20 protein-coding genes are annotated in these 26,485 nt (G+C 63.2%); 16 read left to right on the top strand and 4 right to left on the bottom strand.

The genetic code is table 11. The features are described 5' to 3' along the window. Window positions 1-32 precede the first annotated feature (32 nt). Together KXR83_RS24175 and KXR83_RS24170 are read right to left on the bottom strand one after the other, a co-directional pair. On the bottom strand, window positions 33-896 hold the full coding sequence (locus KXR83_RS24175; RefSeq protein ID WP_437427034.1) for a nuclear transport factor 2 family protein: 864 nt from the start codon (window positions 894-896) through the stop codon (window positions 33-35). Then, window positions 893-1,861: a zinc-binding dehydrogenase gene (locus KXR83_RS24170; protein ID WP_437427033.1), complete on the bottom strand. Its 969-nt coding sequence runs from the start codon at window positions 1,859-1,861 to the stop codon at window positions 893-895. The genes KXR83_RS24175 and KXR83_RS24170 overlap by 4 nt, the downstream gene beginning before the upstream one ends. A gap of 579 nt (window positions 1,862-2,440) precedes the next feature. On the opposite strand from KXR83_RS24170, the gene KXR83_RS24165 reads away from it, so the two are divergent. From KXR83_RS24165 to KXR83_RS24120, 10 genes are all read left to right on the top strand, one after another. Further along, on the top strand, window positions 2,441-3,361 hold the full coding sequence (locus tag KXR83_RS24165; protein ID WP_437427032.1) for a helix-turn-helix domain-containing protein: 921 nt from the start codon (window positions 2,441-2,443) through the stop codon (window positions 3,359-3,361). Window positions 3,362-3,532: 171 nt separating this feature from the next. Then, window positions 3,533-4,984 carry an aldehyde dehydrogenase gene (locus KXR83_RS24160; RefSeq protein ID WP_437427031.1) on the top strand — a complete coding sequence of 484 codons (1,452 nt, stop codon included), beginning with the start codon at window positions 3,533-3,535 and terminating at the stop codon, window positions 4,982-4,984. A gap of 60 nt (window positions 4,985-5,044) precedes the next feature. Continuing rightward, window positions 5,045-5,974: an alpha/beta hydrolase gene (locus tag KXR83_RS24155; RefSeq protein ID WP_437427030.1), complete on the top strand. Its 930-nt coding sequence runs from the start codon at window positions 5,045-5,047 to the stop codon at window positions 5,972-5,974. 77 nt (window positions 5,975-6,051) lie between these two features. Beyond that, window positions 6,052-7,671, top strand: a complete 1,620-nt coding sequence (locus KXR83_RS24150) for a flavin-containing monooxygenase (protein ID WP_437427029.1) — start codon at window positions 6,052-6,054, stop codon at window positions 7,669-7,671. A gap of 118 nt (window positions 7,672-7,789) precedes the next feature. Further along, window positions 7,790-8,908: an NDMA-dependent alcohol dehydrogenase gene (locus tag KXR83_RS24145; RefSeq protein WP_437427028.1), complete on the top strand. Its 1,119-nt coding sequence runs from the start codon at window positions 7,790-7,792 to the stop codon at window positions 8,906-8,908. Between the two features lie 87 nt (window positions 8,909-8,995). Further along, window positions 8,996-10,480 carry an acyl-CoA dehydrogenase family protein gene (locus tag KXR83_RS24140; RefSeq protein ID WP_437427027.1) on the top strand — a complete coding sequence of 495 codons (1,485 nt, stop codon included), beginning with the start codon at window positions 8,996-8,998 and terminating at the stop codon, window positions 10,478-10,480. 36 nt (window positions 10,481-10,516) lie between these two features. Further along, entirely contained in the window at window positions 10,517-11,092 is a 576-nt protein-coding gene (locus KXR83_RS24135; RefSeq protein WP_437427026.1) for an acyl-CoA dehydrogenase family protein, read from the top strand. 55 nt (window positions 11,093-11,147) lie between these two features. Beyond that, window positions 11,148-13,283 (top strand): acetate--CoA ligase family protein, encoded by a 2,136-nt coding sequence (locus KXR83_RS24130; protein ID WP_437427025.1) that lies wholly within the window; start codon window positions 11,148-11,150, stop codon window positions 13,281-13,283. Continuing rightward, window positions 13,283-14,437 carry a nitronate monooxygenase gene (locus tag KXR83_RS24125; protein WP_437427024.1) on the top strand — a complete coding sequence of 385 codons (1,155 nt, stop codon included), beginning with the start codon at window positions 13,283-13,285 and terminating at the stop codon, window positions 14,435-14,437. The genes KXR83_RS24130 and KXR83_RS24125 overlap by 1 nt, the downstream gene beginning before the upstream one ends. Further along, window positions 14,434-16,806 (top strand): acetyl-CoA acetyltransferase, encoded by a 2,373-nt coding sequence (locus KXR83_RS24120; protein ID WP_437427023.1) that lies wholly within the window; start codon window positions 14,434-14,436, stop codon window positions 16,804-16,806. Before KXR83_RS24125 ends, KXR83_RS24120 begins: the two co-directional genes overlap by 4 nt. 60 nt (window positions 16,807-16,866) lie before the next feature. On the opposite strand, the gene KXR83_RS24115 is transcribed toward KXR83_RS24120, so the two are convergent. Together KXR83_RS24115 and KXR83_RS24110 are read right to left on the bottom strand one after the other, a co-directional pair. Next, entirely contained in the window at window positions 16,867-18,501 is a 1,635-nt protein-coding gene (locus tag KXR83_RS24115) for a class I adenylate-forming enzyme family protein (RefSeq protein ID WP_437427022.1), read from the bottom strand. Window positions 18,502-18,574: 73 nt separating this feature from the next. Continuing rightward, complete coding sequence (locus tag KXR83_RS24110; RefSeq protein WP_437427021.1) at window positions 18,575-20,092, bottom strand: class I adenylate-forming enzyme family protein; 1,518 nt, start codon at window positions 20,090-20,092, stop codon at window positions 18,575-18,577. 286 nt (window positions 20,093-20,378) lie between these two features. Between KXR83_RS24110 and KXR83_RS24105 the strand changes: the two genes are divergently transcribed. From KXR83_RS24105 to KXR83_RS24080, 6 genes are read left to right on the top strand one after another with little or no spacing between them, the layout of a single operon-like run. Next, complete coding sequence (locus tag KXR83_RS24105) at window positions 20,379-21,149, top strand: SDR family NAD(P)-dependent oxidoreductase (RefSeq protein ID WP_437427020.1); 771 nt, start codon at window positions 20,379-20,381, stop codon at window positions 21,147-21,149. Between the two features lie 5 nt (window positions 21,150-21,154). Beyond that, the gene (locus KXR83_RS24100; RefSeq protein WP_437427019.1) at window positions 21,155-22,405 is read left to right on the top strand and encodes a thiolase family protein; all 1,251 of its coding nucleotides are present in this window, start codon (window positions 21,155-21,157) and stop codon (window positions 22,403-22,405) included. After that, entirely contained in the window at window positions 22,402-23,601 is a 1,200-nt protein-coding gene (locus KXR83_RS24095; RefSeq protein WP_437427018.1) for an acyl-CoA dehydrogenase family protein, read from the top strand. Before KXR83_RS24100 ends, KXR83_RS24095 begins: the two co-directional genes overlap by 4 nt. After that, window positions 23,598-24,614, top strand: a complete 1,017-nt coding sequence (locus KXR83_RS24090; RefSeq protein ID WP_437427017.1) for an acyl-CoA dehydrogenase family protein — start codon at window positions 23,598-23,600, stop codon at window positions 24,612-24,614. Before KXR83_RS24095 ends, KXR83_RS24090 begins: the two co-directional genes overlap by 4 nt. After that, a complete protein-coding gene (locus tag KXR83_RS24085) occupies window positions 24,607-25,395 on the top strand; it encodes an enoyl-CoA hydratase/isomerase family protein (protein WP_437427016.1) in 789 nt (262 codons plus the stop codon). The genes KXR83_RS24090 and KXR83_RS24085 overlap by 8 nt, the downstream gene beginning before the upstream one ends. 60 nt (window positions 25,396-25,455) lie before the next feature. After that, on the top strand, window positions 25,456-26,484 hold the full coding sequence (locus KXR83_RS24080; RefSeq protein WP_437427015.1) for an MBL fold metallo-hydrolase: 1,029 nt from the start codon (window positions 25,456-25,458) through the stop codon (window positions 26,482-26,484). Window position 26,485: the final 1 nt, after the last annotated feature.

Genomic DNA, 26,485 nt, shown 5'->3' with positions numbered 1-26,485 from the left:
GCCGATGGTTCGGAACGGTCGCAGTGCAGGGCCTACCAGCCGTGCATCAGCCTTCGCTCGACGTTCAGGCGATCGGTGACAGCTCGGACGGAGACGGTCTGGCCAACCACCGTGGCCAGGCCGGCCACGTACAGTGCAGTGGGTTTTCCTCGGAAGTTGTCCAGCGACCCGAGCCCGCCCGCATATCGGCCGCGGATCACGGCGTGAAACGCTGCGCGTGGTCCCGCAGTGAACATGTCGAGGATCGTGACACCGCGTTCTCCCAGCAGTGGGCGACGTGGCAGGGTTGTGGCCTCGTTGTCGAGCGAGCCGATCGAGGAGTCGAGAATGCCGCCAGCGATGATCCAGTCGCGGACCAACTGATCGGTGTCCGCATCCGGTTCTTGAGGGTCTACGGTCCACGGGTCGAATGCGGGTGACTCCATGAGGTCGGGAACCCCAGAGCGTGACTGCTCGCGACGTGCGTAATAGTCCTGCTCGACACGGCAATCGGTGAGCTTCTCGCCGTTCCAGTTGTAGAGACTGACTCCGCCCCAGACCGACTCACGTCCGGTCAACGTCGACCGTCCGTATTCGCTGAAGTGCATCGCCACGCGCTCGGTGCCCAGCACCACGTCGTGGACGGAGATGCCGAGACCGGGAAACTGAAGGAACTGCTTCGCAGTGGCCGGGATGTATTCGTCCTCGCGGCCTTTCATCACGTGGTCGCCCATGCGCAGCGTGTAGTCCTCGGCCATCAGCCGCCTGCACTCGTCGAAGTCGTGACAGTTGGTGTAGGCGTGCGTGTATCGGCGCATCAACGAGGGCAGATTCTGCATCGGGCCTGTTGCGGCCGGGGGCAACACCAACGCCGAACCCGTTGTGGCAGCGGTGTTCATCACGGGCAGGCGTGTCATGGCGTCATCACCACCTTGCCGAAGGCGTTCCCGGATTCCAGACGCGCGAAAGCGTCGACTGCCCTGTCCATCGAATGTATCGAGTCGATGAACGGGCGAACATCACGGTTGTAGCAATAGGCAACCAGGTCGACGAGCTCGTCGACCCGGCCCATCGCAGATCCCAGGATCGAAATATGGTGAAAGAAGATGCGAGACAGATCGGTCTTCGCCAGGGCGCCAGAGGTTCCGCCGGCGACAACAACCACACCACCGGTCCGCACTGAATTGACCGAGTGGGCAAAGGTCGCCGAACCCACCGTGTCCATCACCACGTCAACGCGTTCAGGTAGTCTCTCGCCGCTTGGGAATCCGGCGTCGGCGCCCAGCGCGATGGCCTTCTGTATCTTCTCGTCGCTGCGCCCGGTCACCCAGATGCGCAGCCCTGCGGCGCGTCCGAGCGCAATTATTGCTGTGGCAACGCCACCGCTGGCGCCCTGCACGAGCACCGACTGTCCTGGCCGTACCTGGGCACGAACGAACAACATGCGGTATGCCGTCAGCCACGCCGTGGGCAGACAGGCTGCGTCCTCAAAGCTGATCGCCGCCGGTTTGGGCACGAGGTTGCGCTCGGGGACCACCACTCGCTCGGTCAAACCGCCTTGCAGCGCGTCTGCCAGCATGGCGCGGCCTGGATCGAAAAGCTCGCTGCCCCGGCCCTTGTGGGGGTCGGCAATCAATGAGTGCACGATGACGTCTCGTCCGTCGTCCGTGACGCCGGCGATGTCTGAACCCAAGACCATCGGAAGCCTGTCTTCAGACAGGCCAACACCACGAAGCGACCACAGGTCGTGATGGTTGAGGGAGCAGGCCCGAACGTTGACGACGACTTGGCCGGGACCAGGTGTCGGCTCTGGGATGTCGATGATCTTGATGCCGGAGATCGGATCGTCTGCGGAGATCCCGGCGGCAACAACGGCTCGCATTGTGACGGCCCTTTCGTAGGTGACGCTGAGGGTTGGAGCCCCGGGGGAGCGTCGGGCGCCGCCGGTGAACGCAAAGTACCATACGATCGTTTGGTGGGTAGAGGGAATTCGTGATCCCGGTGCGAGCGCGCAAAACCGGACGCTGGAACCATCTGCCCGCCCGAACCTGCAGGAAGTCGGGGGTCAACACCGCAGCAACCTGGATCGGAACACTGATGTAGTCAGTTTGGGGTGCGTCTGTTCAAGCTAACTCGGTGATGTGGGCAAACCGTCTGGGTGGTCGTGGACAGGGCTGGTCGGATTGCGTCAAAACGGACCCAGATCACGTCCGCTGTGGTCTACTGACTAACGGTCGTATGGTGGATTCGACGAAGAATCCGCGTTACACCGTGCCAGTACGTCGTCGACGTCTGGGCAGTGTTCTGGGCGTCATGTCGAGACGCCCTGCCACACGCGAGGGATGGTAACTATGGCGGCAACGGAGCCTGCTGGCTGCACGCTCAGCGGCGTGTCCGACGGTGTCGGCGATGAGTTCGCCACCGGACCCACGTGTCGGAGGTCGGCTCAACCGTGAAGTCGGTGGCCACCACTGCAGAACACTGGCGCGATCTCGTCAGCGGCACCACGGTGCCGATCGAGCTGGAGGTAGCCGCCGGATCGAGCTTCCATGGTTCGCTCCGTTCGTTCGTAGCAGCAGACATTGCCGTAGTACGCACTTCATCGGTCGCGCAGACCGTGACGAGGACATCGCGCGGCTGTCGCAGAACCCCGGCTGCGATGGTGAAGGTACTCGTACAGCATCATGGCCAAGCGGTCATCGAACAGCTGGGTCGCTCCGCCATCGTGGGGAACCGGTCGCTGGTCGTCTATGACACCTCGCATCCCTACACCTTGAAGCAGACAACAGATTTCAAAGCAGATGCCATTCTGGTGCCGCGCGAGCTGTTGCCGATCACCGCAGGGATGATCGCCAGAGTTCAACAGCAACCCATCAATCTGCGCCGCGGGGTCGGGGCGATGTTCGAGTCCCATCTGAACACGCTGCACGACCAACTCGACGAGTGTTCGGTCACAACGGCCGCCCGGTGCGTGAACCTGCTCGTGGACATGCTCTCGGCGGCGCTGTACGAGGAACCCGACCATGCGGTGTCAGCGACGGCGCTCCGGAGACTGGCCATCGAATGGATCGACGCACACCTCTCGGACTCCGATATCGACCCGGCCCACGTCGCCGCCGCGATCGGGGTGTCGGTGCGCTACCTGCATCAAATCTTCGAGGGAACGGGTGTGGGTGTCGCGGGATACATCCGGCGGGAGCGGCTGCAGCGTATCCGGATGGACCTGACCGATCCGCGGTATGCGGGGCAGACGATCGCAATGATCGGGAGCACATGGGGTATTCCCGACCAGGCGCACCTGTCCCGTCTGTGCCGTAAGGAGTTCGATCGCACGCCGGGCGAGCTTCGCCGCGAAGCGGCTGCTGCCGGCTCCTCGCTCTGACGCCCCAGCCCTCGGCGGCGAGCTTCTCGGCAACTCGTTTGCCACATGATTCAACTGTGCTCGCATGATCAAAAGTAGTGCGCTGCGGTCCAAGACCAACGTGACCTGTGCCACTTAACCTTTCACATGAGATGCCGGACTCATTCGGCACAAGGTGTGGAGGAGTGAAAGATGTCCGCTTCAGTGCAGACGGCAATCCGTGACTACGACAAGTTCTTCATCGGCGGCGAATGGGTGACACCCAGCGGCGGTGGGCGGATCGACGTGATTTCCCCGAGCACCGAGGAGAGAATCGCGCAGGTTCCAGACCCGACCACGTCGGACATCGATTCGGCGGTTGCCAGCGCCCGACGCGCTTTCGACGGCCCGTGGCGGCGCACGACCCCAGCCGAACGAGGCGCAGTACTCAGCCGGCTCGCCGACGAGATCGAGAAGCGGATTCCTCAGTTCGCCGACGTCTTCGCCGCCGAGATCGGAGCTCCGATCGCGGTGGGTGAGAACTTCCACGGCAAGGCTGTGGCGATGCTCCGCCAGTTCGCCGCATTTCACGAACAGGTTGATTTCTCGGAGGAGCGCGAGGACGCCGACGGAACCTTCCGGATCATCCGCGAACCGGTTGGTGTTGTGGGCGCGATCATTCCGTGGAACGGGGCCGTTGCTGCGGCTGCATTCAAGTTGGGTCCCGCGCTGGCCGCGGGCTGCACGGTCGTCTTGAAGCCCGCGCCTGAGGGGCCACTGACCAGCTACATGTTGGCTGAATGCATCGAGGCGGCCGGAGTGCCGAGCGGGGTGGTCAACATTGTGCCCGGCGGGCGGGAGGTCGGCGAGCACCTGGTCACCCACAAAGAAATCGACAAGATCGCTTTCACCGGGAGTACAGCTGCGGGTAAGCGGATCGCCAGCCTGTGCGGAGAGCGAATCGCACGGGTCACCCTCGAACTGGGTGGAAAGTCGGCTGCCATCGTGGGGGAGGATGCCAGGCTGGAAGATGTCCTGCCGACCCTCTTGCCCGCGGGCATCGGGCACACGGGACAGGTGTGCGCCGCGATCACCCGCGTCGTCGTACCTCGCTCACGAGCGAGCGAGTTCGCCGAGGCGATGGCGGCGGGCCTGAGCCAGGTAGTGGTCGGCGACCCGTATGACGCGCAAACCATGCTGGGCCCGCTCGCTGCCGAACGCCAGCGTGATCGCGTGGAGGAGTACATCGCTCTGGGCAAGAGTGAGGGAGCGGTGATCGCCGTCGGCGGCGGCCGCCCTGCGGGGCTCGATCGCGGTTGGTACGTGGAGCCAACGCTTTTCACAGACGTCGACAACGGCATGCGAATTGCTCAGGAGGAGATCTTCGGACCGGTGATTTCTCTCATCTCCTATGACGGTATCGACGATGCGATCCGAATCGCCAACGATTCTCCCTATGGTCTATCCGGCGCCGTCTACACCAATGATCGCGACGTCGCGGAAAAGGTTGTGCGAGAAGTCCGTACGGGCCAGATCTACGTCAACGAGGCCGGCATGTGTGTCACGCAGCCCTTCGGCGGTTTCAAACAGTCGGGGCTCGGCCGCGAGGGTGGGCTGGAAGGGTTGTCCGGCTACCTGGAGACAAAAACTGTGAAGTTCAACTGATCTCACCCAATCACCCCACTCACCATCCGGTGATCACCAGATGGAACGAAAGGCGAGTCAATGCCTCTTGACGCTGCAACATCGACGCTGCTGGCGCAGATGGCTGAATCCGGCCAGCCCCCACTTCACGAGATGGATCTCGAGCAGGCCCGTGGTCTCACCGCCGGGCTCAAAGAGATGTACGGCCCGGGTCCGGCGATGGTCAGCGACGAGCGCACGACGGCAGACCTCGGCGACCGAACGATCCCGATCCAGTTCCTTGTACCCAACGACAGCCCGCGTGGGTTGATCGTCTACTACCATGGCGGCGGTTGGACCATCGGCACCATCGACGAGTTCGAAACGCTCGGTAGGCAACTCGCAGAGCGTACGGGCTGTGTTGTGGCACTCGTCGACTACCGGCTCGCGCCGGAGGCTCCGTATCCGGCGGCGGTTGACGATGCGTGGGATGCGTTGTCCTGGATTGCCGACAACATGGAAAAAGTTGCCGGAAAGCGGGTTCCATTGATCGTCGCCGGTGACAGCGCCGGCGGGAATCTTGCCGCGGTGGTCTCGCAGAAGGCGCGGGCCGGCGGGCCCGAGATATCGCTGCAGGTTCTGGTCTATCCGGTCACGGACAACGATTTCGAGACCGCCTCATACCGCGACCCGGAGAATCAGCTGATGCTCAGCCGGGAAACGATGCTCTGGTTCTGGGATCACTATGCGCCAGAGGAGGTCCGGAAGAGTGCAGACGCATCGCCGGCCCGAGCGGATGATCTGAGTGGGTTGCCGCCGGCTGTTCTCGTCACCGGTGAACACGACGTGTTGCTCGACGAAGGTCTGGCCTACGGCAAAGCACTCGAGACTGCGGGGGTGCCGGTGTCGCATCGGCATTTCCTCGGTCAGATGCACGGCTTTTTCACCATGGTCAATTTGCTCCCGGGCAGCGCCGAGGCTCTCGATTTTGTTGCCGCGGAGATCGACAGCGCCCTGTCGACCCGGCCCTAGAAGATTCAGCAACCCGTTGCCCCGTGGTGGGTTGATTTGCCCGGGGCGCCGTTGCTACTGCAGACAAGGAGTTTTCGATGTCAGAAACGAAAGAACAGCCGGCTGAGGTAGGGGCGGTGATCGTCGGTGCCGGGCTGTCCGGACTGTACATGCTGCACAAGCTCCGGCAACTGGGGATATCTGCCCGGGTGTTCGAGACTGCCCCCGACGTAGGTGGAACCTGGTACTGGAACAAGTACCCAGGGGCGCGATGCGACGTCCAGAGCATGCACTACTCGTATTCGTTCGACAAAGAGTTGGAGCAGCAATGGCAGTGGACCGAGAAGTTCCCGGGCCAGCCGGAATTGCTCCAATACATCCAGCATGTCGCAGATCGCCACGATCTCCGCAAGGACATCACCTTCAACACGCGTGTGACGACAGCGAAGTACGACGAGGAAGCACAACGCTGGAGGGTGCACACCGAGCAGGGTGAGGACGTCGTCGCCCGGTTCTTCCTCATGGCGGTTGGTTGCCTCTCGCGACCGAAGGTCTTGGAGATACCCGGCCTGGAGAAGTTCGAGGGAGACACCTTCCACACCGCGAGTTGGCCTGAGGAGGGGGTGGACTTCAGCGGGCGTCGTGTTGCCGTCATCGGAACCGGATCATCTGGGATTCAGGCCATTCCGCTGATTGCTGAGCAGGCCGCCGCGCTCAAGGTCTTTCAGCGCACGCCCAATTTCTGTCTGCCGACGTTCAATGGTCCGATCGATCAGGAACTCGTGGCGACGATCAAGGCGAACTACGAACAGACACGCGACGACGATCGGAACTCAGGCTTCGGTGTAGCAGTCGAAGTAGGTGAGGAGTCCGCGTTCGCCGACAGTGACGAGGAGCGGCGAGCGAAGTACCAGGATCGGTGGAATCAGGGGAACCTCACGGGGATCCTGCAGGCCTACAGCGACGTTCTCATCGACCCGGCGGCAAACGACACGGCTGCGGAGTTCGTCCGCGAGCAGATCCGACGGATCGTGACCGACCCGGAGACCGCGCGAAAGCTGTCCCCGAAGGGTTACCCGTTCGGAACCAAGCGCCCCTGTCTGGGGACGGGCTATTACGAAACCTACAACCGCGACAACGTGCAACTCATCGACGTCCGTGAGACTCCTCTCGTTGAGATCACCGAACGCGGTGTTCGTACATCAGAAGGTGAGTTCGAGGTCGATTCGCTGGTTTTGGCGACCGGGTTCGACGCCATGACCGGCAGTTTTCTGGCAATCGACGTCCGTGGTCGAGGAGGCGTGAGTCTTCGGGAGAAGTGGGCCGACGGCCCGACGAGCTACCTCGGACTCGGAGTGCCCGGCTTCCCGAACATGTTCACGATTACCGGTCCGGGTAGTCCGTCGGTCTTGAGCAACATGCTCGTCTCGATCGAGCAGCACGTCGAATGGTTGGCGGATCTGTTTGTCCACATGCGCCGACAGAATCTCGCCGTGGTCGAACCCACCGATGTGGCGGCAAAGGAATGGGATGACCACGTCAAGGAGTGTTCGGAGGCCACCCTTTACGGGATCACCGAGTCCTGGTACATGGGCGCCAATGTGCCGGGCAAGCCCCGTGTCTTCATGCCCTATTCGGGTGGCGTCAACACATACCGCGACAAGTGCATTCAGGTCGCCGCGGACGGATACGAGGGCTTCGAACTACAACCTGCGTGAACCCGCGTGACCGTTCGGCTCACGCGCCAGCCGACGAAGCCATCCGAGCTTGTCGGTCACCAACCACATGAATCGCGATGACTCTCATACGCGGTCACCTCTAGCAAGGAGAATCAGGATGAAAACCAAAGGTGCGCTTCTCTGGGAGCCCGGTACCAATTCAGGATGGAGTGTCGAGGAGATCGAGCTCGATTCACCAAAGCCTGACGAGGTGCTGATCAAGCTCGCGGCATCGGGATTGTGTCACTCCGACGCCCACCTTGACACCGGTGACATCCCGCTGCCGTTCGCCCCGGTCCTCGGCGGGCACGAAGGGTCGGGTGTCATCCAGGAGGTCGGCAGCGAAGTTCATGGCCTGGAGGTCGGCGACCACGTGGTCACCACGTTCCTGCCGGCGTGCGGCAAGTGCAAATGGTGCTCGAAGGGAATGAGCAACCTGTGCGACGTCGGCGCGGGCGTCCTGGGTGGCAAGGCTCCCGATGGCACGAACCGGATCCACGCGAAAGGCAAACCCGTGGGCGCGATGTCGTTCCTCGGAACGTTCTCGCCATATGTGGTCGCACCGGTGACCGCGGTCATCAAGATCGACAAGGACATCCCTCTGCAGACCGCTGCTCTGATCGGGTGCGGGGTGCCGACGGGTTGGGGTTCTGCGGTGTACGCCGCAGGAACCGAGGTCGGGGACACCGTTGTCGTGGTGGGTACCGGTGGTGTCGGGATCAACGCCGTGCAGGGTGCACGGGCTGCCGGCGCGGGCACGATCGTGGCAGTCGATCCGGTGGCGTTCAAGCGGGACATGGCCGAGAAGCTCGGCGCAACTCATGCGGTGCCGGACTTCGATGCGGCAATCGAGCTGGTTCGTTCGCTGACCAACGGGGTGATGGCCGACCGGGTGATCCTCTCGGCCGGTGTGGGTTACGGAAAACTCGTCGGTCCCTGTGGCGTACTCACCCGGAAAGGCGGCGTCCTGGTGATCAACTCGGCCGCACCCGCGATGCAGGAACAGGTCGACCTGAACCTGCTCGATTTCGTGATGTCCAGCAAGCGGCTGCAGGGCTCGCTGTACGGCACATGTAACGCGCGGGTCGACGTTCCGAAACTGCTGGCCCTGTACAAGCGTGGCGAGCTCTACCTCGACGAATTGGTCACCAAGACATATGCATTGGAAGACATCAACCAAGGATTCGCCGACATGGAAGCCGGAACCAATCTCAGGGGCGTGATCGTCTACGACTGACCGGTGAGCGTCCGGCCCCACGGCACGACCGCGGGGCCCGGACGAACCCCGGCCGAATCAACAAAGCCATTGGGCAGCGAGGGCAAGATGGTTGACAAAGAGCTGAGCGACTTCAAAACGATGGTCGCCGGCGTTCTGGCAGACCAGTGGGGTACCGCGACCTCCGCAGAGTCTGGTGATCTGGGCAAACTATGGCATGTTGCGGCGCAACAGGGTTGGTACGAGCTGGCCTCGTCGAATGCGGTGGGGGCGATTGTCGCCGCGATGCAGGAACTCGGCGCAGTAGCGTGCCCGCTGCCGTTGTTCGACGGATTTGTGGCGGTTCGTCTGCTCACAGGCAAAGACGAAGTGATCGCAGACATCGAAAGTGGTGCGCTCCGAGTTCTGGTGGCACATCAGGCGGATGTCTCCGCGACCGAGGCCTCGTACCTCGAGGGTGCGGCGGACGCATCGCATGTACTGACAATCACGTCAGACCCTGGACGAGCTGATCTGAGGCCGATCACGTCGGTGGAACCGATGCCCGGCTTGGCGCAGCCGGCGTGGTCGAACGTACAGCTGGGTGAACCGTTGTTTTCGGTCGAGGTCGACCAGAGCCATCTGAACGAAGCGATGAGCTTGATGCGGCTGGGACTTGCCGTGCGGGCCATGGCGGCGGCACGGCGGGCTCACGAGATGGCGGTCGAGCATGCAAAGGTTCGTCATCAGTTCGGTAGGCCGATCGGGGGCTTCGGAGCCGTACAACAACGTACTGCCTCGTGCCACATAGATCTCCGCGCCGGCGACCACCTGCTGGCGGAAGCGTGGCGCGGCTGCGAAGCCGGGGCGGTTGATGCTGGGCTCAGCGTCGCGATCTTCACCGAGCACGCATGCTCGGCAGCACCGCGGGTTCAGTTCGGCGCGCATCACACGCTGGCTGCGACGGGCTACTTCGAGGAACACGAGGCCCCGTGGTTGTTTCGTCGGGTGCACGCGGACATCGTTCGGCTGGCGTTGTATCCGTCGACGGATGGGGATGTGGCCGACCAGCTCGTGGAACTCAACGTTTCATTGCCTGCCTTCGCGACGACTGCGGTGGGAGAGGAATTCCGCGGCGTGGTTCGAGAGTTCCTCGCTGACAACCCATCACACATGGGCCAGCTGATCTTGGCCGACGATCACGAACTCACCGCAAAGGTGGCCGAGCGGGGATGGCTGGGGTTCGCCTGGCCGCCCGAACACGGCGGACGCGAGGCGACGATCGCCGAGCAGGTGATCCTCAACGAGGAGGCGACGTACCATGGGGCCGGCCTCGTCAAAGCTCTCAGTTCGGTCACATTGCTCGGCAATTCCATCTTGTGGCATGGCAGCCCGGAGCAAAAGCACAAGTTCCTTCCGCTTGTCCGCCAAGGACAGATGCGATTCTGTCTGGGCTACAGCGAGCCTGAGGCGGGATCTGACCTCGCGTCGATGAAGACCAGCGCCGTGCGTGATGGTGACCATTGGGTGATCAACGGTCAGAAGCTGTGGACCACAGGCGGTGACACCGCGGACTGGGTATGGCTGGCGGTTCGGACCGACCCGCACGCGTAACCACGCCATGCCGGTATCACCATCTTCCTGGTTCCCATGGACACCCCGGGAATCACGGTTCAGCAGCACCGGGCACTGTCGGGCGAAATCTCGTGCTCGGTGTTCTACGACGACGTCCGAATACCGGATTCGGCCAGGGTCGGGGAGGTGAACGGCGGGTGGGCCGTGATCACCGACGCGTTGGCGGGAGAGCGGATCACCATGGGTGGCATCGCAGCTGCGCTCCATCGCCAACTCGACGACTTGCTCGATCTGGTACGAACCGATGTCGCAGGCACCGTGGGACAACGCGGTTCGGCCCGTAGAAAGCGACTCGCCACGGTCGCCGTCGCCATCCAAGCGACCCGAGCACTGGTTGTCGCAGCAATCGGTGCCACCGGTGATGGCAACGGTGGCGGGCGCCTCGAGGCCCCGATGGCGGGCGTGCTCGGCGGAGAGACCGCTGAGGAGTTCGGTGAAGCGGCACTCGACATCCTCGGCCCCCGAGGCGCTTTGGCGGATACGGGTCAGTTCGAGTACGCACTGCGCCTGTCGGTGATGTACGTCGTCGGCGGCGGTACCAACGATGTGCAACGCGGAATCATCGCTCGGCTGGTAGGTCTTCCTCGATGACCAGGCATTACGCAAAACTGTCGAACCGAATCGTGCTACAAGACAGGAACATCGAATGACGATTGAAATATCACCGCAACGATTGAAGTCTCTGTTTCGCCCACAGGCCGTCGCCTTCGTCGGTGCGTCGGACAAATCAGGTTTCTCCCGTAATGCCTACGCGAACATGGTGGAGTTCGCCTACGACAAACAGACTTTTCTGGTCAACAAACGTGGGGTCGACACGCACGGCACGCCGACGGTGACGAGCTGCCTCCACATCGAGGAACCGGTGGACACGGCGTTCATGATGGTGCCGCAGGCGGCAACACTCGATGCGTTGTCAGACGCGGCAGCCGCGGGAATACGCAACGCGGTCATCTTGTCCGCAGGCTACGGCGAGGCCGGTGAGGCGGGAACTAACGCCCAACGCGAGCTCGTCGATCACGCGGCATCGCTGGACATGTTGCTACTCGGTCCGAATCATCTCGGTTTCGCGAACTTCGTGGACCAGATACCGGTGACCTCGATCCCGGGGCTGCCTCATGAATCAGGTCCGGTGGCTCTGCTGTCTCAGAGTGGGGCCAGCTCCCAGGCCATGGCGGACTTCGCGTCTCTGTCGGGAGTCGGTCTGTCCTACATGGTGACTTTGGGCAATGAGGCGATGGTCACGGCCGGCCACGTGCTCGATTTCTTGGTCGAGGACGACACCACTCGGGCTGTTGCGATCTTCATGGAGACGATCCGCCATCCAGAGGTCTTCCGGGCGGCTGCGCGCCGTGCTGCGGAAGCGGGTAAGGCCGTGGTTGTCCTGAAAGCCGGTAGCAGTGAACTGTCGGCCCGCACTGCCGCTGCCCACACCGGGGCTCTCGTCGGCGATGATCGCGTGACCGATGCGATCTTCCGGGATCTCGGGGTCATCAGGGTCGACTCGATCGAGGACATGTTGCTCACGGCCGGCGCCGCGGCCTACCTCGGCCCGCTCGCGAAGCCGGGTATCGGCGTGGTGTCCATATCGGGCGGCGCGTGCGACATCCTGGCGGACAGAGCTGAGGACCTCGGTGCTGATATTCCCGAGATAGCTGCTGAGACAACTGAACTCCTGGCCGAGATCATGCCCGACTACGGCACTGTTCAGAACCCCCTTGACGTCACCGGTGCTGCTGTCGGTGACCCGACGATCTTCACCCGATCCATCGAGGCGATGTCCACAGATCCATCGGTTGGTGTGGTGATCGCGGTCAACTCCTTGCCGTGGCGGCCATCGACCGAGCCGTGGGCCGAACAGTGGCTGGCCGATGCGATCGGCGCGGGTATTGCCCGCTCCACCAAACCGGTCATCTACGTGAACCAGGTCTCACAGCCGATCACCGACCGTACGAAAGACGTTCTTGCGCAGGCGGGTATCCCGTACGTGTTGGCAGGACTGCGGCAATCCATGGTCGCCCTGGGCCACATCGGACGGTGGTCGGCCGCGGGACGAGACAAGATCAACCGATCCGCAGACAAACCGCGGGAACTGATCGTGCCCGAGCTGAGTCTCCGGCGTGGCACATGGTCGGAAGACACGACGAGACGACTGCTTGCCGACAGCGGGATCCCGCTGGTGCCGGCCCGCCTGGTGTCCTCGGTGGCTGATGCTGTCGAGGCCGCCACCGACCTCGCAGGTCCGGTGGCGATCAAGGTCTCGTCACCACAGATCCTGCACAAGAGCGACATCGGCGGCGTGCGGCTGAATGTGTTCGGAGACAAAGCCGTTGCCGAAGCCTTCGATGCTGTGGTGGGTGCGGGAGCGCAGGTCGACGGGGCGACGATCGAAGGGGCCTTGGTCTCGCCGATGCGTCCCCAGGCAATCGAACTCCTCGTCGGGGTGGTGCGCGATGAACAGTGGGGACTGATCTTGGCGGTGGCTCTCGGTGGCATCTTTGTCGAGGTCCTGGACGACTCCGTTCTGGCGCCGTTGCCGGTCAGTGTGGAGCAAGCGGCCGGGATGCTGACACGACTGCGCGGCGCAGCGCTGCTGACCGGAGCGCGCGGTACGACGCCGGCAGACCTGGAGACCGTCGCCGACGTCATCTCCCGATTCGGGGATCTCGCCGTTGGCCTCGGTGACGACCTCGAATCCATGGAAATCAATCCCCTGCGCATCGAAGGGTCCGTTGTGGAAGCCCTGGATGCTGTGATCACCTGGACTAAAAAGGATGCTCTGTGATGCGTACCCCCCTCACCGACCTGCTCGCGATCTCCCATCCGCTTGTCGGATTCAACCGCTCACCCGGCGTTGTGGCGGAAGTGACGAACGCAGGTGGCCTCGGGGTTCTGGCGGCCACCGCCTACACTCCCGAAGAGCTTGACGCTCAACTGACTTGGATCGAGCAGCAGGTGGACGGTCGCCCGTACGGCGTCGATCTCCTGGTGCCGGAAAAGGTGGCAGCAGGGGACCCCGCGGACCTGATCGCCAGTTTGCGAGCCCAGATACCTGCCGAGCACCATGCCTTCGTGGCCGACCTCCTCGACAAGTACGGCATTCCGGCGCTGGGAGACGCCACTCTCGCCGCTGGTGGTGCTCGGGACGAGATCATGGCGAGCATCAACTCCGAAGGCGCCGATGCTCTACTCGAGGTGGCTTTCTCCCACCCGATCGCGCTGATAGCCAACGCCCTGGGAACACCGCCCCCGCACCTGGTGACGCAAGCGAAGAAGGCCGACATAGTGGTGGCGGCACTGGTCGGGCAGGCCAAACACGCGGTGCGGCAGATCGAGGCCGGCGTTGATGTGTTGATAGCCCAGGGGACCGAGGCCGGAGGCCACACCGGCACTATTTCGACCACGGTGCTGACACCCGAGATCGTCGATCTCGCAGGCCATATGCCGGTGCTGGCTGCAGGCGGTATCGCGTCAGGCCGCCAGATGGCGGCGGCCCTTGCCCTCGGGGCAGCGGGTGTGTGGTGCGGATCGGTGTGGCTCAGCAGCAACGAGGACATCACGCCGCTGGCGGTCAAAGGGAAGTTTCTGGCTGCGTCGAGTGCTGATACCCTGCGATCACCGCTTCGCACCGGCAAGCCGGCACGCCAGCTACGCAGCAGTTACCACGACGAGTGGGATCAGCCCGGTAGTCCATCGCCGCTTCCGATGCCGCTGCAGCCCATGCTCGTCAACGAGGCATGGAATCGGATCGACGCCGCAGCGGAGGAGGGCAACGAGGGTGCCCGTGCACTCGAGTCGTTCTTCATCGGTCAGGTGGTGGGTTCATTCGGGCAACTGCGTCCTGCTCGGGAGATCGCCGCCGAGATGATCTCATCGTGTGAGCGCCGGCTCGCAGAACTCGGAGCTCTCGTCTCGGCAGAATCGACAACAGCACGATGACACGGTCGTCCGAACTCGATCCGCATACGCCGGTCTTTGTCGGTGCGGGACAGGCGTCCCAGCGTTTGGAGGGCTCGCAGGAGCCCCCGATGTCGGCGGTCGACCTGGCAGCTGAAGCTGCCCGGCAGGCCATCTCCGACTGTGGTGCTGATCCTCGCGCGGTCGTCGCCGCCATCGACACCGTCGCCGGGGTTCGACAATTCGAGAACTCGACGCCCGATGCGGTGGCACCGCTGGGCAGGTCCAACAACTACCCGCGATCGGTCGCCGGACGTATCGGTGCCGACCCGAGGCGGGCGATCCTGGAGGTCTCCGGCGGGCAATCGCCGCAGCACTTGGCGACCGAATTGGCGGCAACCATCGCGGCGGGACACTGCGAGGTCGCTCTCCTGTTCGGCGCCGAGGCAATCTCCACCGAGAGAGCTTTTGCGCGAGCGGAGGACAAACCCGATTTCAACGAGCTCGCCGGTGGAGATCTGGAAGACCGCGGTTATGGTCTGAAGGGTTTGATGTCTGCTGATCTGGCACGTCATGGACTCACGGGTGCGCCTGCCCAGTACGCGTTGTTCGAGAATGCGCGGCGAGCGCGGTCAGGACAGACCCGATCGGAGTACGCATCGGAGATCGGTCGACTCTTCGCACCTTTCACCGCGGTCGCGGCGAACAACCCCCACGCGGCGGCACCTACGCAGCGCAGCGCAGATGAACTCGTCACTCCCACCGACCGCAACCGTCTCATCGCAGACCCGTACACCAGGTTCGTCGTCGCACGTGATCAGGTGAACCAGGGTGCGGCAGTTCTCCTCATGTCGGTGGCCGCTGCGCGTGAACTCGGTGTGCCGGAGAGCAAGTGGGTGTTTCTACACGGCCACGCAGACCTTGTGGAACAGCGGCTCGTCGAGCGCCCGGACCTGAGCGCGGCCCCGGCGGCGGTCCTCGCGGTGCGCAGCGCGCTCGATCTGGCCGGAGTCGAGCTCGATGATCTTTCGACGCTCGATCTCTACAGTTGCTTCCCGATTGCGGTGTTCGCGCTCTGCGATGGACTCGGGCTCGCAACAGACGATCCGCGAGGACTCACCGTCACCGGAGGGCTGCCCTTCTTCGGCGGCGCCGGCAACAACTACTCCATGCATGCGATCGCCGAGACGGTGGTTCGCCTGCGGGACATGCCTAATGGGTACGGACTCGTAGGCGCCAACGGCGGTTTGTTGAGCAAGTATTCGGCCGGCATCTATTCGACGAGGCCGGTGAGGTGGAAAGACGGGCACAGCGCTCAGCTGCAATCCGACATCGATACGTCGCCGACCGTCACGCACGCAGAGAGCGCTGACGGATGGGCAACGCTGGAGACGTACACGATCACCCACAGCAGAACTGGCAAGACGGGGATCGTCGTGGGCCGTCTGGAGTCCGATGGCCGGAGGTTCGTGGCGAACGTCGTCGATGATGATCCGGACATGTTCCACTTGCTCGATGATGAGAAACCCTTCGGCGCCAGGGTGTTCGTGCGTTCGACGAATCGCGGTAACCGCGTGACGACGACAAAATCCCGTATGTCGGAGCTCCTTGCGCGGAAATCACCGCGGTTGCGCACTGACTACGAACACATCGAGGTGACACGGGTCGGCCATCTGCTCGAGATCGTGATCAACCGACCTCATGTGCGCAACAGTCTCCATCCTCCGACGAACGACGAGCTCGAAGAAGCCTTCGACGCCTTCTTCGCCGATTCGGATCTGTGGGTCGCGATCATCACCGGAGCGGGAACGAAGGCATTCTCCGCTGGGAACGATTTGGTGTATTCGGCGACGGGTGGCGAAATGTGGGTGCCCAGAACCGGATTCGGTGGGCTGACGTCGCGTTCTGGGATGAACAAGCCCGTGATCGCTGCGGTCAACGGTTTTGCGATGGGTGGCGGTTTCGAGATCGCGCTGGCGTGTCATCTTGTGGTCGCGGACGAAGCGGCGGTGTTTGCCCTCAGTGAGGTGAAGGTGGGGCTGGTCGCCGGAGCAGGTGGGCTCGTGCGCCTGCCGCGGTGTGTGCCGGAAAAGGTGGCAACAGAGATGATTCTGACCGGAAAGCGCATCGACGCATCGACGGCGTTGCAGCACGGTGTTGTCAATCGTGTCGTAGAGGCTGGTCGGGCGCTCGAAGGCGCGCGCGAACTGGCGGCGGAGTTGCTTTCGGTCTCTCCCACCTCGGTGCGTACGTCGTTGGAGATCATGACGCAGACGCAGGGTATCGCGGACACGGTGGCAGCGGCCGGCCAACCGTCGTCGGCCATCGACGACCTGCTGGTGAGTGAGGACATGCGCGAGGGGATGGTTGCGTTCGCCGAAAAGCGTTCGCCGCGTTGGATGAATCGGTAGGTAGAGGCCGAGCGAGACACGGCGGACAGGGCTACGGAGTTGACCGCCGCGTCGTCGGCCTCAGGAGATCGGTGACGGAGTCGAGTCGCTCAGTTGGTCCAGCAAGCGGTGCTTCTGGATCTTCGTGGCAGACATCGGCCATGTGTCGACAAAACGAAAGAGCTTCGGCACCTTGTACTTTGCGAGTCCGACCCGCGCGAACTCGGTCATTGTCGACTCATCGACGTGGGCACCGGGTCGAACTTCGACGAATGCTGCCGGGACCTCACCGTATTTCGCGTCCGGAACTCCGACAACTGCTGCGAGCACGATATCGGGGTGAGTCATCAGGTACGCCTCGACCTCCAGGCAACCGACATTCTCGCCGCCGACCTTCAGCATGTCCTTGGTGCGTCCGCGGAAACTCATGTTTCCACGTTCGTCGATCGATGCGAGATCTCCGGTGAAGAACCATCCGGCGGAGTCGAAACTGTCGGCTGTCTTCTGTGGGTCGTTGTGGTAGCCCGAGAACAGGTTGTAACCGCGCATGTGCAGAGCGCCGGTTTGACCGACCCCCAACTCGTCGCCGGTGGCGACATCTCGGATCTGAATCTCGATCCCTTCGAACGGCTTTCCGCACGTGATTCGATCTTCCGGCGAGTCGGTGAGTTTGCCCATCACTGCGATTCCGCCGGTTTCGGTTGACCCGTAACAACTCACGTGGCTCGTGTGAGGCAGCTGCGCTTGGTACTCGGCCAGTAGTTCTGGCGGTCCGACGGTCAACAACCCCCGCACCCCGGCAAACGTGTCGGCGTTGTATCGAGGATGATTGAGCAGAGGTCCGGTGATCGTCGGGTACGCCGGATAGAGCAAGGTGGCCTTCTCTCGCTCGATGAGGTCCATCGCCTCCGTCGGATCGAAGTGCGTCATCGAGATGAAGGTTGCCCCAGCGTTGAGAATCCCGATCATGGGCGCCTGCGCGCTGACGTGGAACATCGGCAGCGGGTTCCACATCCGGTCGGTTTCGGTTATCCGGAAAGCCTCCTCGCCGACTGCGGTTCCGAGTCTGACCACGGCTTCGTGGGTGAGGGGGCACCCTTTGGGTACCGACGTGGTGCCGGAGGTGTACATCATGATGTACGGGCTGTCGGGACGGATGGCCGATGCTCTCGCTCTCACGTCATCGGCCGAGACCAGGTCTGCCAGGGCGAGGAACTCTTGTTGGGTCTTGAAGCCTGGTGCTGACCGACTTCCGAGGACCACTGCCGTGACGAGGGAAGGCGCGCTCGGTATTTCGGGAGTGCTCCCGACTGCTGCCGAAGCCAGTTGCGGAAAGGCGGCGTGCAGCCGCGCGACGTAGTCCACGTGTTCGTCGACGACGTCGGTGGTGAAGATCAACTTGATGTCGGCGTCGGGGATGACGTAGGCGAGCTCGCGCGGAGCCAGCCGCGAATTGATCGGTACGAACAAGGCGCCGATCATGGCCGTGCCGAACATGACGTGCAGGAACTCGGGGCAGTTCGGCATGATCACCCCGACTGCATCTCCGGGGCCGATCCCCATGGCTGTCATCGACCGTGCCACCTCGAGCGCCGAGCCCTCCAGTTCCGCGTACGTCTGTCGGCTCTCGGGGAAGACAAAACTGTCGTTGTCAGGAAACAGCTGTGTGGCCCGCTGGATGAGCGCAGGCACGGTCGCAGTTGTGGCTTCGGTCACCGGTTCACCATACAATCGTTTGATTGGGGCAGCAAGACGTTCACGAACAGGTTTGCTCTGCAAGGTGTGCCGCTCATTTGAGGGCCGCACTGATCTCGTCGCGCAGCGCACGTTTTTTCACTTTTCCACTCGTTGTCCGGGGAAGAGCCGTCATGAAGTGGACCCGCTTGGGAACCTTGTATGACGCAAGGTTGACCCGACAGAACGCGATGACGTCCTCGTCGCTCAGTTCCACCTCCGGTGACCTCACCACCGCGACATTGAGCTCCTCGCCCCATGTCTCATGCGGCAGTCCGAACACTGCGCAGTCGAGGACGCCGGGGAGGGCAATGAGGGCGCGCTCGACTTCAGCGGGATAGATGTTGAGCGCGCCGGAGATCACCACATCCTTCTTGCGATCGACCACCTCGAAGAATCCGTCGGCGTCGCAGCGGGCCAGGTCGCCCGTGTGTAGCCATCCATCGATTACGGCACTCCGCGTCTCAGACGGGTTGTTCCAGTATCCCTTGAACACCAAAGGGCCTCGGATCAGGAGTTCGCCGACTTCATCGGTCGCAGCCCTCGAGCCGTCCTCGGCCTGGATCATCGCCTCGGTGTACAGGCAAGCCCGGCCCGCGCTGCCCAGTCGCTGGGCGGCTTGATCGACCGGGGTGACCATGGCGAATCCGCCGGCCACCTCGGTCATGCCAAAGCTGCTGATGAACGCCACCCCCCGTTCTGTCCAGGTCTGGAAGACGGACATCGGTACCGGTGCGGCGCCGCAGAGCACCATGCGCATCGACGACAGGTCGCGGGTGGCGAAGTCGGGGTGACGCATCATGGCCAGGGCCATGGTCGGAACGGCGACCATGAACGTGGTCCGCTCGACCTCGATCAGCTCGAGTGTTCGCGCAGCGTCGAAGCTGCGTTCGAGAATGATTGTTATGCCGCCATGCAGCGCCGGTGCCGCGATCGCCATCGCGCCGGTGAAACACATCGGCAGATTCAGCAAGAACCGGTCGTCCTGAGAAAAGCCCAGATCCACAAGCCAATTGAGCGTCGCGAAGTGGATGTTGCCGTTGCTGATGACGGCGCCCTTGGGAAGGCCAGTGGTGCCGGATGTGTAGTAGATGCAGACGGGGTCGTCGAAGCCCCTCGCGACAGAGTCGTACGAGGTGGGCGCGAGACGGCACAGGCCGTCGAGATTCTGATGCCCGTTGTCGAGCCTCCCGTCGACATCGATGATCATCGTCCGTGTCGCCTCGAGCAGTGGGCCGAGGATCCCGGAGAAGGTGGCGTCGGTGAAGATTGCCCGGGCGCCGCAGTCGTTGACCACGTTGGTCAGTTCCGGCGCGGTGGCCATGGCGTTGAGCGGGACAAAAATCGCCCCCATTCGGGTGACGCCCGTCAGGATCTCGAAGTACTCGACACGGTTGTTCAACAGGCAGGCCACGCGGTCTCCGGGCGAAATGCCGAGATCTTCGAGTGCGTGGGCGATCTGCGAGGCCCGCTGATCGAGTTCTTGCCAAGTGAGTACTCGGTCCTGGCTCCCGACCGCCACGGCGGTCGGTTTGATTCGAGCCCACCCGCTGACCCACTCCGAAAGAATCATCTCAGCTCCAGTCCGTTTTCGCTGCACTCGCGTGTAGAGGAGCTTAGACAAACAACCGTTTGACCGCCTGGGTTTTCGAAAACTGAGCATGCAATCTGTGTCGGACTGCGGTGAACAGGTAAATAACCGCCTCGGACTACCAAACGAATGGTTGCTATCGGCCCGGGTTTGATGCATTCTCGATTGACGGTGTACTCCACGGTGCGTGATGCCCGAAGTACTCGCCGGAAGTTCATATCCACGCCGGTCATCAGGTGTTCGGACAGTTTCGACAAAGGGAGTTGACGTGCAGATCGAAGGTTCGGTCGTCTTGGTCACCGGCGGGGCCTCGGGCCTCGGAGAAGGGGCTGTGCGCTTTTTGTCCGAACGCGGAGCAAAGGTGGCCATTCTCGATCTGGGTCGCTCCCGAGGCAAGGATGTCGCGGAAGGGTTGGGTCGAGGCGCCGCTTTCTTCGAGTGCGATGTCACGGATCCGGATGTGGTCGAGAGCGCAGTGCAATCGGTGGTCGATCATTTCGGCCGCATCGACGTGAGTGTCAACTGCGCCGGCGCCGGGCCGGGTGCACGCATGCTCGACAGGGCGGGGAACCCGCATCCGCTTGACCTCTACCGGAAGATCGTCGAGCTCGACCTCATCGGGTTGTTCGACGTGAACCGTTGGTCTGCAGCCCATATGGCTCGAAACGAGCCGGGTGAGAGCGGGGAGAGGGGGCTGATCATCAATACGGCCTCCATCGCCGGGTACGAAGGCCAAGTGGGTCAGGCGGCGTACGCCGCTGCCAAAGGCGGAGTGATCGCGATGACGTTGCCGATGGCTCGAGATCTGGCCACCAGCGGAATCCGGGTGATGACCATCTGCCCCGGCATCATGGATACGCCTGCCTTCGGCGACGTAGACGACTCGCTCAAGCAGAAGTTGGCCGACATCCACGTCTTTCCCAAGCGTCTTGGAACCCCCTCAGATTTTGGGCGACTCGCCGCGAGCTTCCTGGAGAACACGTTGCTCAACGGAGAAGTCGTCCGACTCGACGCCGCGACGCGACTGGCTCCGAGATGAGCTCGATGGCAGGTTCCGCGCTGCACGGTGACGCCGGCAGAACCGACCTCGACGACGTCGTGGTGGTGGGTGGGCTACGAACGCCTTTCTCGCGCTTCGGCGGCGCGCTCAGGCAGGTTTCCAGTATCGATCTCGCAGCGCATGCGCTGCGTTCGGTGCTCGACGAGTTCTCGATTGCGCCCGACCGCGTCGATGAGGTGTTCCTCGGGTTCACCATGCCGGCGGAGTATGCGATCGACGGCTCGATCCCAACCCGCTCTGCGACCATCCGAGCCGGGCTGCCGGACACCGTCCGGTCGATGACCATCGATCGAGCGTGCTGTTCCTCGGCGACGGCAATCCAGTTGGCTGCCAAGTCGATAACGCTCGGCGAGGCGGACATCGTCCTCGCGGGCGGTGCTGACAACATGGGCCGATCGTCGTTCATGTTGTCTGCAGATCAGCGATGGGGCCACAAGCGGGGCGCCCTGTCGATGAAGGACCCGATCGACAGCCCCGGAGCGGATATCGGTGGCAAGCCGGTGTCGGTCGACGCCGGGGAAGTAGCCCTCGAATACGGCGTGGACCGTACCCAGCAGGACCGTTGGGCGATGCGTTCGCAAGAACGCTATTTCGCCGCGCTCGACGCCGGGTTCTTCGATGAGGAGTTGCGAGGCATCATTGTTGCCGGTCCGCGGGGAACCGAGGTGCTGGTGGACCAGGACGAAGAGCCGCGCTGGGGCGTGACGCTCGAGGCGTTGGGCAAGCTGAAAACCGTCTACAACAGCCCGACGGTCACCCCCGGGAATGCACCCGGGTTATCCACTGGCGCTTGCGTTGTCGCGTTGGCGCGGCGCTCGCGTGCCGAAGAGTTGGGATTGCCCATCGCGGCGACCATCCGAGGGTGGCACTCCATTGCGAGGAACCCTCGAGAGATCGCTGTGGCACCCGCCCCGGCCATCTCGGGGGCGCTGAAGAAGGCGGGTTGGACCCTGTCGGACGTGGACCTGATCGAGATCAACGAGGCGTTCGCGGCGGTTCCACTTGTCTCGGCTCTGGAACTGGCCGAGGGTGATCGCGACCTGGCGGAGAAGATCCTCGACAGGACGAACGTCAACGGCGGCGCCATCGCGGTCGGGCACCCGCCAGGGGCATCCGGCGCACGGCTCGCACTGACGGCCATCCGCGAACTGACCCGACGATCCGGGGGCCGGGCCGTGATCGCCATTTGCGGTGGCCTCGGGCAGGGCGATGCGCTGGCGGTCAGCGTTCCATGACGCAATCCGTGGCCGACGCTGGGGCACTTGATTTCTCGCGCAGGGCTGAAACCTGGCTGGCGACGAATGCGCCCGGTTTCGAGGACCCCGACCCGAGGTACACCGGCTTTCCGAACCGCTCCATCGAGGAGCAGGCAGACGTCGTGGCAAACGCGCGGGCGTGGGAAGCGCTCAAAGCGGCGCAGGGCTGGGCCGGGCTGGCAGTTCCGACCGCTTGGGCCGGACAGGGCATGACCGCATACGACGCCGAGGTCTTCCGTGAGCTCGAGTCGCGGTACAAGCTCGACTACGAGACCTTTGCGATCGCCAAGATGATGATCACACCGACCCTACTTCGGTGGGGTAGCAACGAACAGAAGATGCGTTACCTGCCACGGATACTCGATGGCCGCGATGTCTGGTGCCAGTTGTTCTCCGAGCCCGCCGCCGGTTCGGATCTGGCGGCGCTGACCACGCGCGCCGAACGCACCGGTCATGGCTGGAGGTTACGGGGCCAGAAAGTCTGGAACTCCGGGGCGAACTTCGCCGACCGCGGCTACGTGCTCGCGAGAACCGCCGTGGACAAACCAAAGCATGACGGTCTGACCGCCTTTGTCATCGACATGACCGCACCGGGTGTGAGCGTCCGCCCGATCCGGCAGATTCCGGGCGGCTACGGCTTCTGCGAGGTCTTTCTCGACGACGTCGAGCTGGGCGACGACGCTGTGGTCGGTGCCGTCGACTCAGGATGGAAGGTCGCCATAACCACCCTGATGAACGAGCGCCTGGCGATGAGCGTCGCGAACGTGCCCTGGCCGGGGCTGTTGGCACTACTGGCCGAAGGTGCAGTGCACCAGGCTGATCGCGTTCGTGCCGCACGCATCTTCGCCGACTACCGGGCCGTGGAGCAGATCCACCACGAAGAGGTCCTCGCTCTGCGGGGTGACACGGCGCAACCCGGCCCGGAAGGTTCGATTCTGAAGCTGATGATCGGGCGTCTGCAAACCGAGATCGGCCGGCTGGCATGCGATGTGCTGGCTTCCCGGGGGCAGATGTCCGATCGTTGGACGGAATCGTTCTTGGGATCGTTCGGTACTCGTATCGGCGGCGGCACAGACGAAGTGCTGAAGAACGTCATCGCCGACAGGGTGCTGCTGCTCCCCAAGGAACCCCGCCACGACCTTGCGCCGGGACCATCAAACGGAGCGAGGCCGTGAGTACCGACACTGTTTTACGAGACGGACTCCGCCGGTGGCTGGCAACGCCTCCGCCGCCGCGGTCGGGGCCGCTACCCGATGAGCAGATCCTCGACGATCTGGGCCTGGGCGGTTTGATGGTCGGCCAGGACGTCGGTGGCGATGGTGGAACGCTCGGCGATGCAGTGGCCGTGCAGGACGAGCTCGGACGCGGACACGCAGAGACATCCTTTCTGGTGAGTTCGGTGATGGCCGCGACCGCATTGAATTGCGCGGGAACCGACGTCGCAAAAGAGCTTGCCGGTCTGATCGCACAGGGCCAGGCGATCGGCGCACTCGTTCCACCCGAAACATGGGACCCCGAGCACGAATCGGTCGATCGTCTGCGCATACACAACACCGTTGCGGGACCCGTTCTCGCTCATGGCCAACAGGCAGACAAGCCGATCTGGGTACTGAGCACGGTGCGACGCGATGGTGTGCTGATCCTGGAAGGTGAATTGGCGCACGCTGGGTCCGGAGGCCTTCAGGAGCTCGCCCGGGGCCGCGATGCCGAACACGCCATGGCGCGAAGCTTGTCGGCGGGCAAGATCGGCATCGCGGCGGACGTGAACGGCTCCAAAGCCAGGGCTCTGGAGATCACGGTGGGGTACGGGGCGCAACGATCTGCATTCGGTCGCAAGGTCGGCTCGTACCAAGCCTTTCGGCACAACTGTGCAGAGAGCTGGATGAGAATCCAATTGGACCGGGCTCTGGTTCGCGCGGCGGTCAATGAGTGGGAGGCCGCGAGCGGCAACTCTTACCCTCTGTCCACTGCTGCTGCCGTCGCTGCCGTCGAAAGTGCTCGTGCCATAGGCGAATCGGTAATACTGCTGCACGGCGGCATCGGCTTCACCTGGGAACACGAGGTGCACTGGCATGTCAAGCGAGCTGCGCAAGCCATCGTTCACCTCGGTGGGCCCACTCGACAGTGGGACGCGGTGTACGGCCTGATGGACCAGCGCACGGGCGCATCGCGGAGGACACATGATTGAGTTCGGTCCGGTCTCAGTGGATGTCCATGACGGAGTGGCCACGGTGCTCGTCTCCAACGGGCCGGTGAACGCGATGAGCCAGGCGGTGCTCGACGGGTTGCTCGACGCCACACACCACATTCGGGATCAAGGTGTGAACGTCAGGGTGGTGGTGCTGACGGGCGCGGGCACGAAGGCCTTCCTGGCCGGTGCTGACATAGCGGAGTTCGAAGCCATCCTCAGTCGACCTGGTGGTGCCGAGAAGCATTCCAGGGCAGCGCGAGCGGTGTTCGACGCTTGGAGCCATCTCGAACAGCCCATCATTGCGGCTGTACAGGCAACTGCTGCCGGAGGGGGATTGGAGGTCGCACTCATCTGCGACCTGATCGTCGCTGACCCGGACGCCCTTCTCGGCTTGCCCGAGGTCAGACTCGGCCTCATTCCGGGTGGTGGCGGAACCCAACGCCTTCCGGCACGAATCGGCGCTGCGGCCGCCGCTGAACTCATGCTTCTGGGAACGCTGGTGCCGGCCGAGCGAGCCTTCGAGCTCGGGCTGATCAACAGGGTCTCCGCCCCAGGACACGCGCTCGGCGAAAGCGTGGAGATCGCACAGAAAATCGCCGGCCTCCCGTGGCTCGCCGTCCGAAACATCAAACGCGCACTCAGTGTTCACACCCGCGTGGATCCGAGTCGACTCGATCACGAACGAGGTCTCTTTCTCGAAGTCTTCGACTCGGCCGACATGAGGGAGGGTATGGCGGCGTTCCTGGAGAGGCGCGACCCGTCGTTTGTGCATCGCTGACACCCCATCAAGCGCATCGGCGATCAGATGCCGAGTAGATACCCAGAGGAAGTGCAACAAGTGATTGGCAGAAACGATGACTGGTATCGCGGCGGTGTCGAGGTGATCTCGCCCAACACCTACCGAATCCCTTTGCCGCTGCCCGAGTCCGGTCTGGCTGCCATCAATGTCTATGCGCTGGTCGATGATTCCGGCGTAGTTCTGATCGATTCGGGCGCTGACACGAGCGAATCACGAGCTGCGCTGACTGCTGGACTGTTGACGTTCGGGGGCACGTTGCAGGACATCAAGCAAATTCTGGTCACGCATCTGCACTACGACCACCTGTCGCAGGCGATAGCGCTCCGCGAGGAGCTGGGTATCCCACTCGCGCTGGGGATCGGCGAGAAGGAAGGCGTGCTCGACATGGTTGCGGCGCCCGTGCAGATGCCGCAAAATCTCGCGGTCAGGCTGCTCAGCGCGGGACTGGGGGACGAGGTCACCTCGCTCCTGGACGCCGGCGGCCCGATCGAACATGGCCTTTGGGGTCTACCAGATTCCTGGATCGAGGACGCTGCGCAGCTGGCGATCGGTGATCAGCGTAATCTGCTGGCGCTCAGGACACCTGGCCACACGAGAGGCCACGTGGTCTTCCACGAACCCGCCACCGGGCTGTTGTTCGCGGGTGATCATCTCTTGCCGGCGATCACCCCGTCGGTCGGATTCGAGCCGGTGCCCGCGCGCTTTCCCTTGCGCGACTACCTCGCCTCACTCGATTGCACAAGCGAGGTGGCCGATTCCCGGGTCATGCCGGCACACGGCGCCTGCGGATTCGCATCACGTCAACGAGTCGAGGAGATTCAAGCCCATCACCGTCACCGCCTCGACGAAATCTACCAAACGGTAGATGGTCGGACAAATGTATGCGCCCTCGAATCGGCGCGAATGCTGCCGTGGCGGAGTAAGCGGGTGTCGTTCGACTCCTTGGAGGGCATGGACCGCCTACTTGCTGCCAGTGAGACTCTCGCTCACCTGGACGTCTTGGTGGACCAAGGCCGGTTGACCAGGCGACTGATCGACAATGTGTGGCGGTTCAGTGCGGCGGCTTGAC

It is taken from the genome of Williamsia muralis (assembly GCF_051487485.1).
Lineage (GTDB): Bacteria > Actinomycetota > Actinomycetes > Mycobacteriales > Mycobacteriaceae > Williamsia > Williamsia muralis_B.
The sequence above is the reverse complement of the archived record's forward strand: the minus strand, read 5'-3'. Positions and strand labels throughout refer to the sequence as shown.

Bases quoted from the DNA above. Each gene is read 5' to 3' on its own strand.
- KXR83_RS24175 (WP_437427034.1), bottom strand. From the start codon at position 896: ATGACACGCCTGCCCGTGATGAACACCGCTGCCACAACGGGTTCGGCG.
- KXR83_RS24170 (WP_437427033.1), bottom strand. From the start codon at position 1,861: ATGCGAGCCGTTGTTGCCGCCGGGATCTCCGCAGACGATCCGATCTCC.
- KXR83_RS24160 (WP_437427031.1), top strand. From the start codon at position 3,533: ATGTCCGCTTCAGTGCAGACGGCAATCCGTGACTACGACAAGTTCTTC.
- KXR83_RS24155 (WP_437427030.1), top strand. From the start codon at position 5,045: ATGCCTCTTGACGCTGCAACATCGACGCTGCTGGCGCAGATGGCTGAA.
- KXR83_RS24150 (WP_437427029.1), top strand. From the start codon at position 6,052: ATGTCAGAAACGAAAGAACAGCCGGCTGAGGTAGGGGCGGTGATCGTC.
- KXR83_RS24145 (WP_437427028.1), top strand. From the start codon at position 7,790: ATGAAAACCAAAGGTGCGCTTCTCTGGGAGCCCGGTACCAATTCAGGA.
- KXR83_RS24140 (WP_437427027.1), top strand. From the start codon at position 8,996: ATGGTTGACAAAGAGCTGAGCGACTTCAAAACGATGGTCGCCGGCGTT.
- KXR83_RS24135 (WP_437427026.1), top strand. From the start codon at position 10,517: ATGGACACCCCGGGAATCACGGTTCAGCAGCACCGGGCACTGTCGGGC.
- KXR83_RS24130 (WP_437427025.1), top strand. From the start codon at position 11,148: ATGACGATTGAAATATCACCGCAACGATTGAAGTCTCTGTTTCGCCCA.
- KXR83_RS24125 (WP_437427024.1), top strand. From the start codon at position 13,283: ATGCGTACCCCCCTCACCGACCTGCTCGCGATCTCCCATCCGCTTGTC.
- KXR83_RS24120 (WP_437427023.1), top strand. From the start codon at position 14,434: ATGACACGGTCGTCCGAACTCGATCCGCATACGCCGGTCTTTGTCGGT.
- KXR83_RS24110 (WP_437427021.1), bottom strand. From the start codon at position 20,092: ATGATTCTTTCGGAGTGGGTCAGCGGGTGGGCTCGAATCAAACCGACC.
- KXR83_RS24100 (WP_437427019.1), top strand. From the start codon at position 21,155: ATGGCAGGTTCCGCGCTGCACGGTGACGCCGGCAGAACCGACCTCGAC.
- KXR83_RS24095 (WP_437427018.1), top strand. From the start codon at position 22,402: ATGACGCAATCCGTGGCCGACGCTGGGGCACTTGATTTCTCGCGCAGG.
- KXR83_RS24085 (WP_437427016.1), top strand. From the start codon at position 24,607: ATGATTGAGTTCGGTCCGGTCTCAGTGGATGTCCATGACGGAGTGGCC.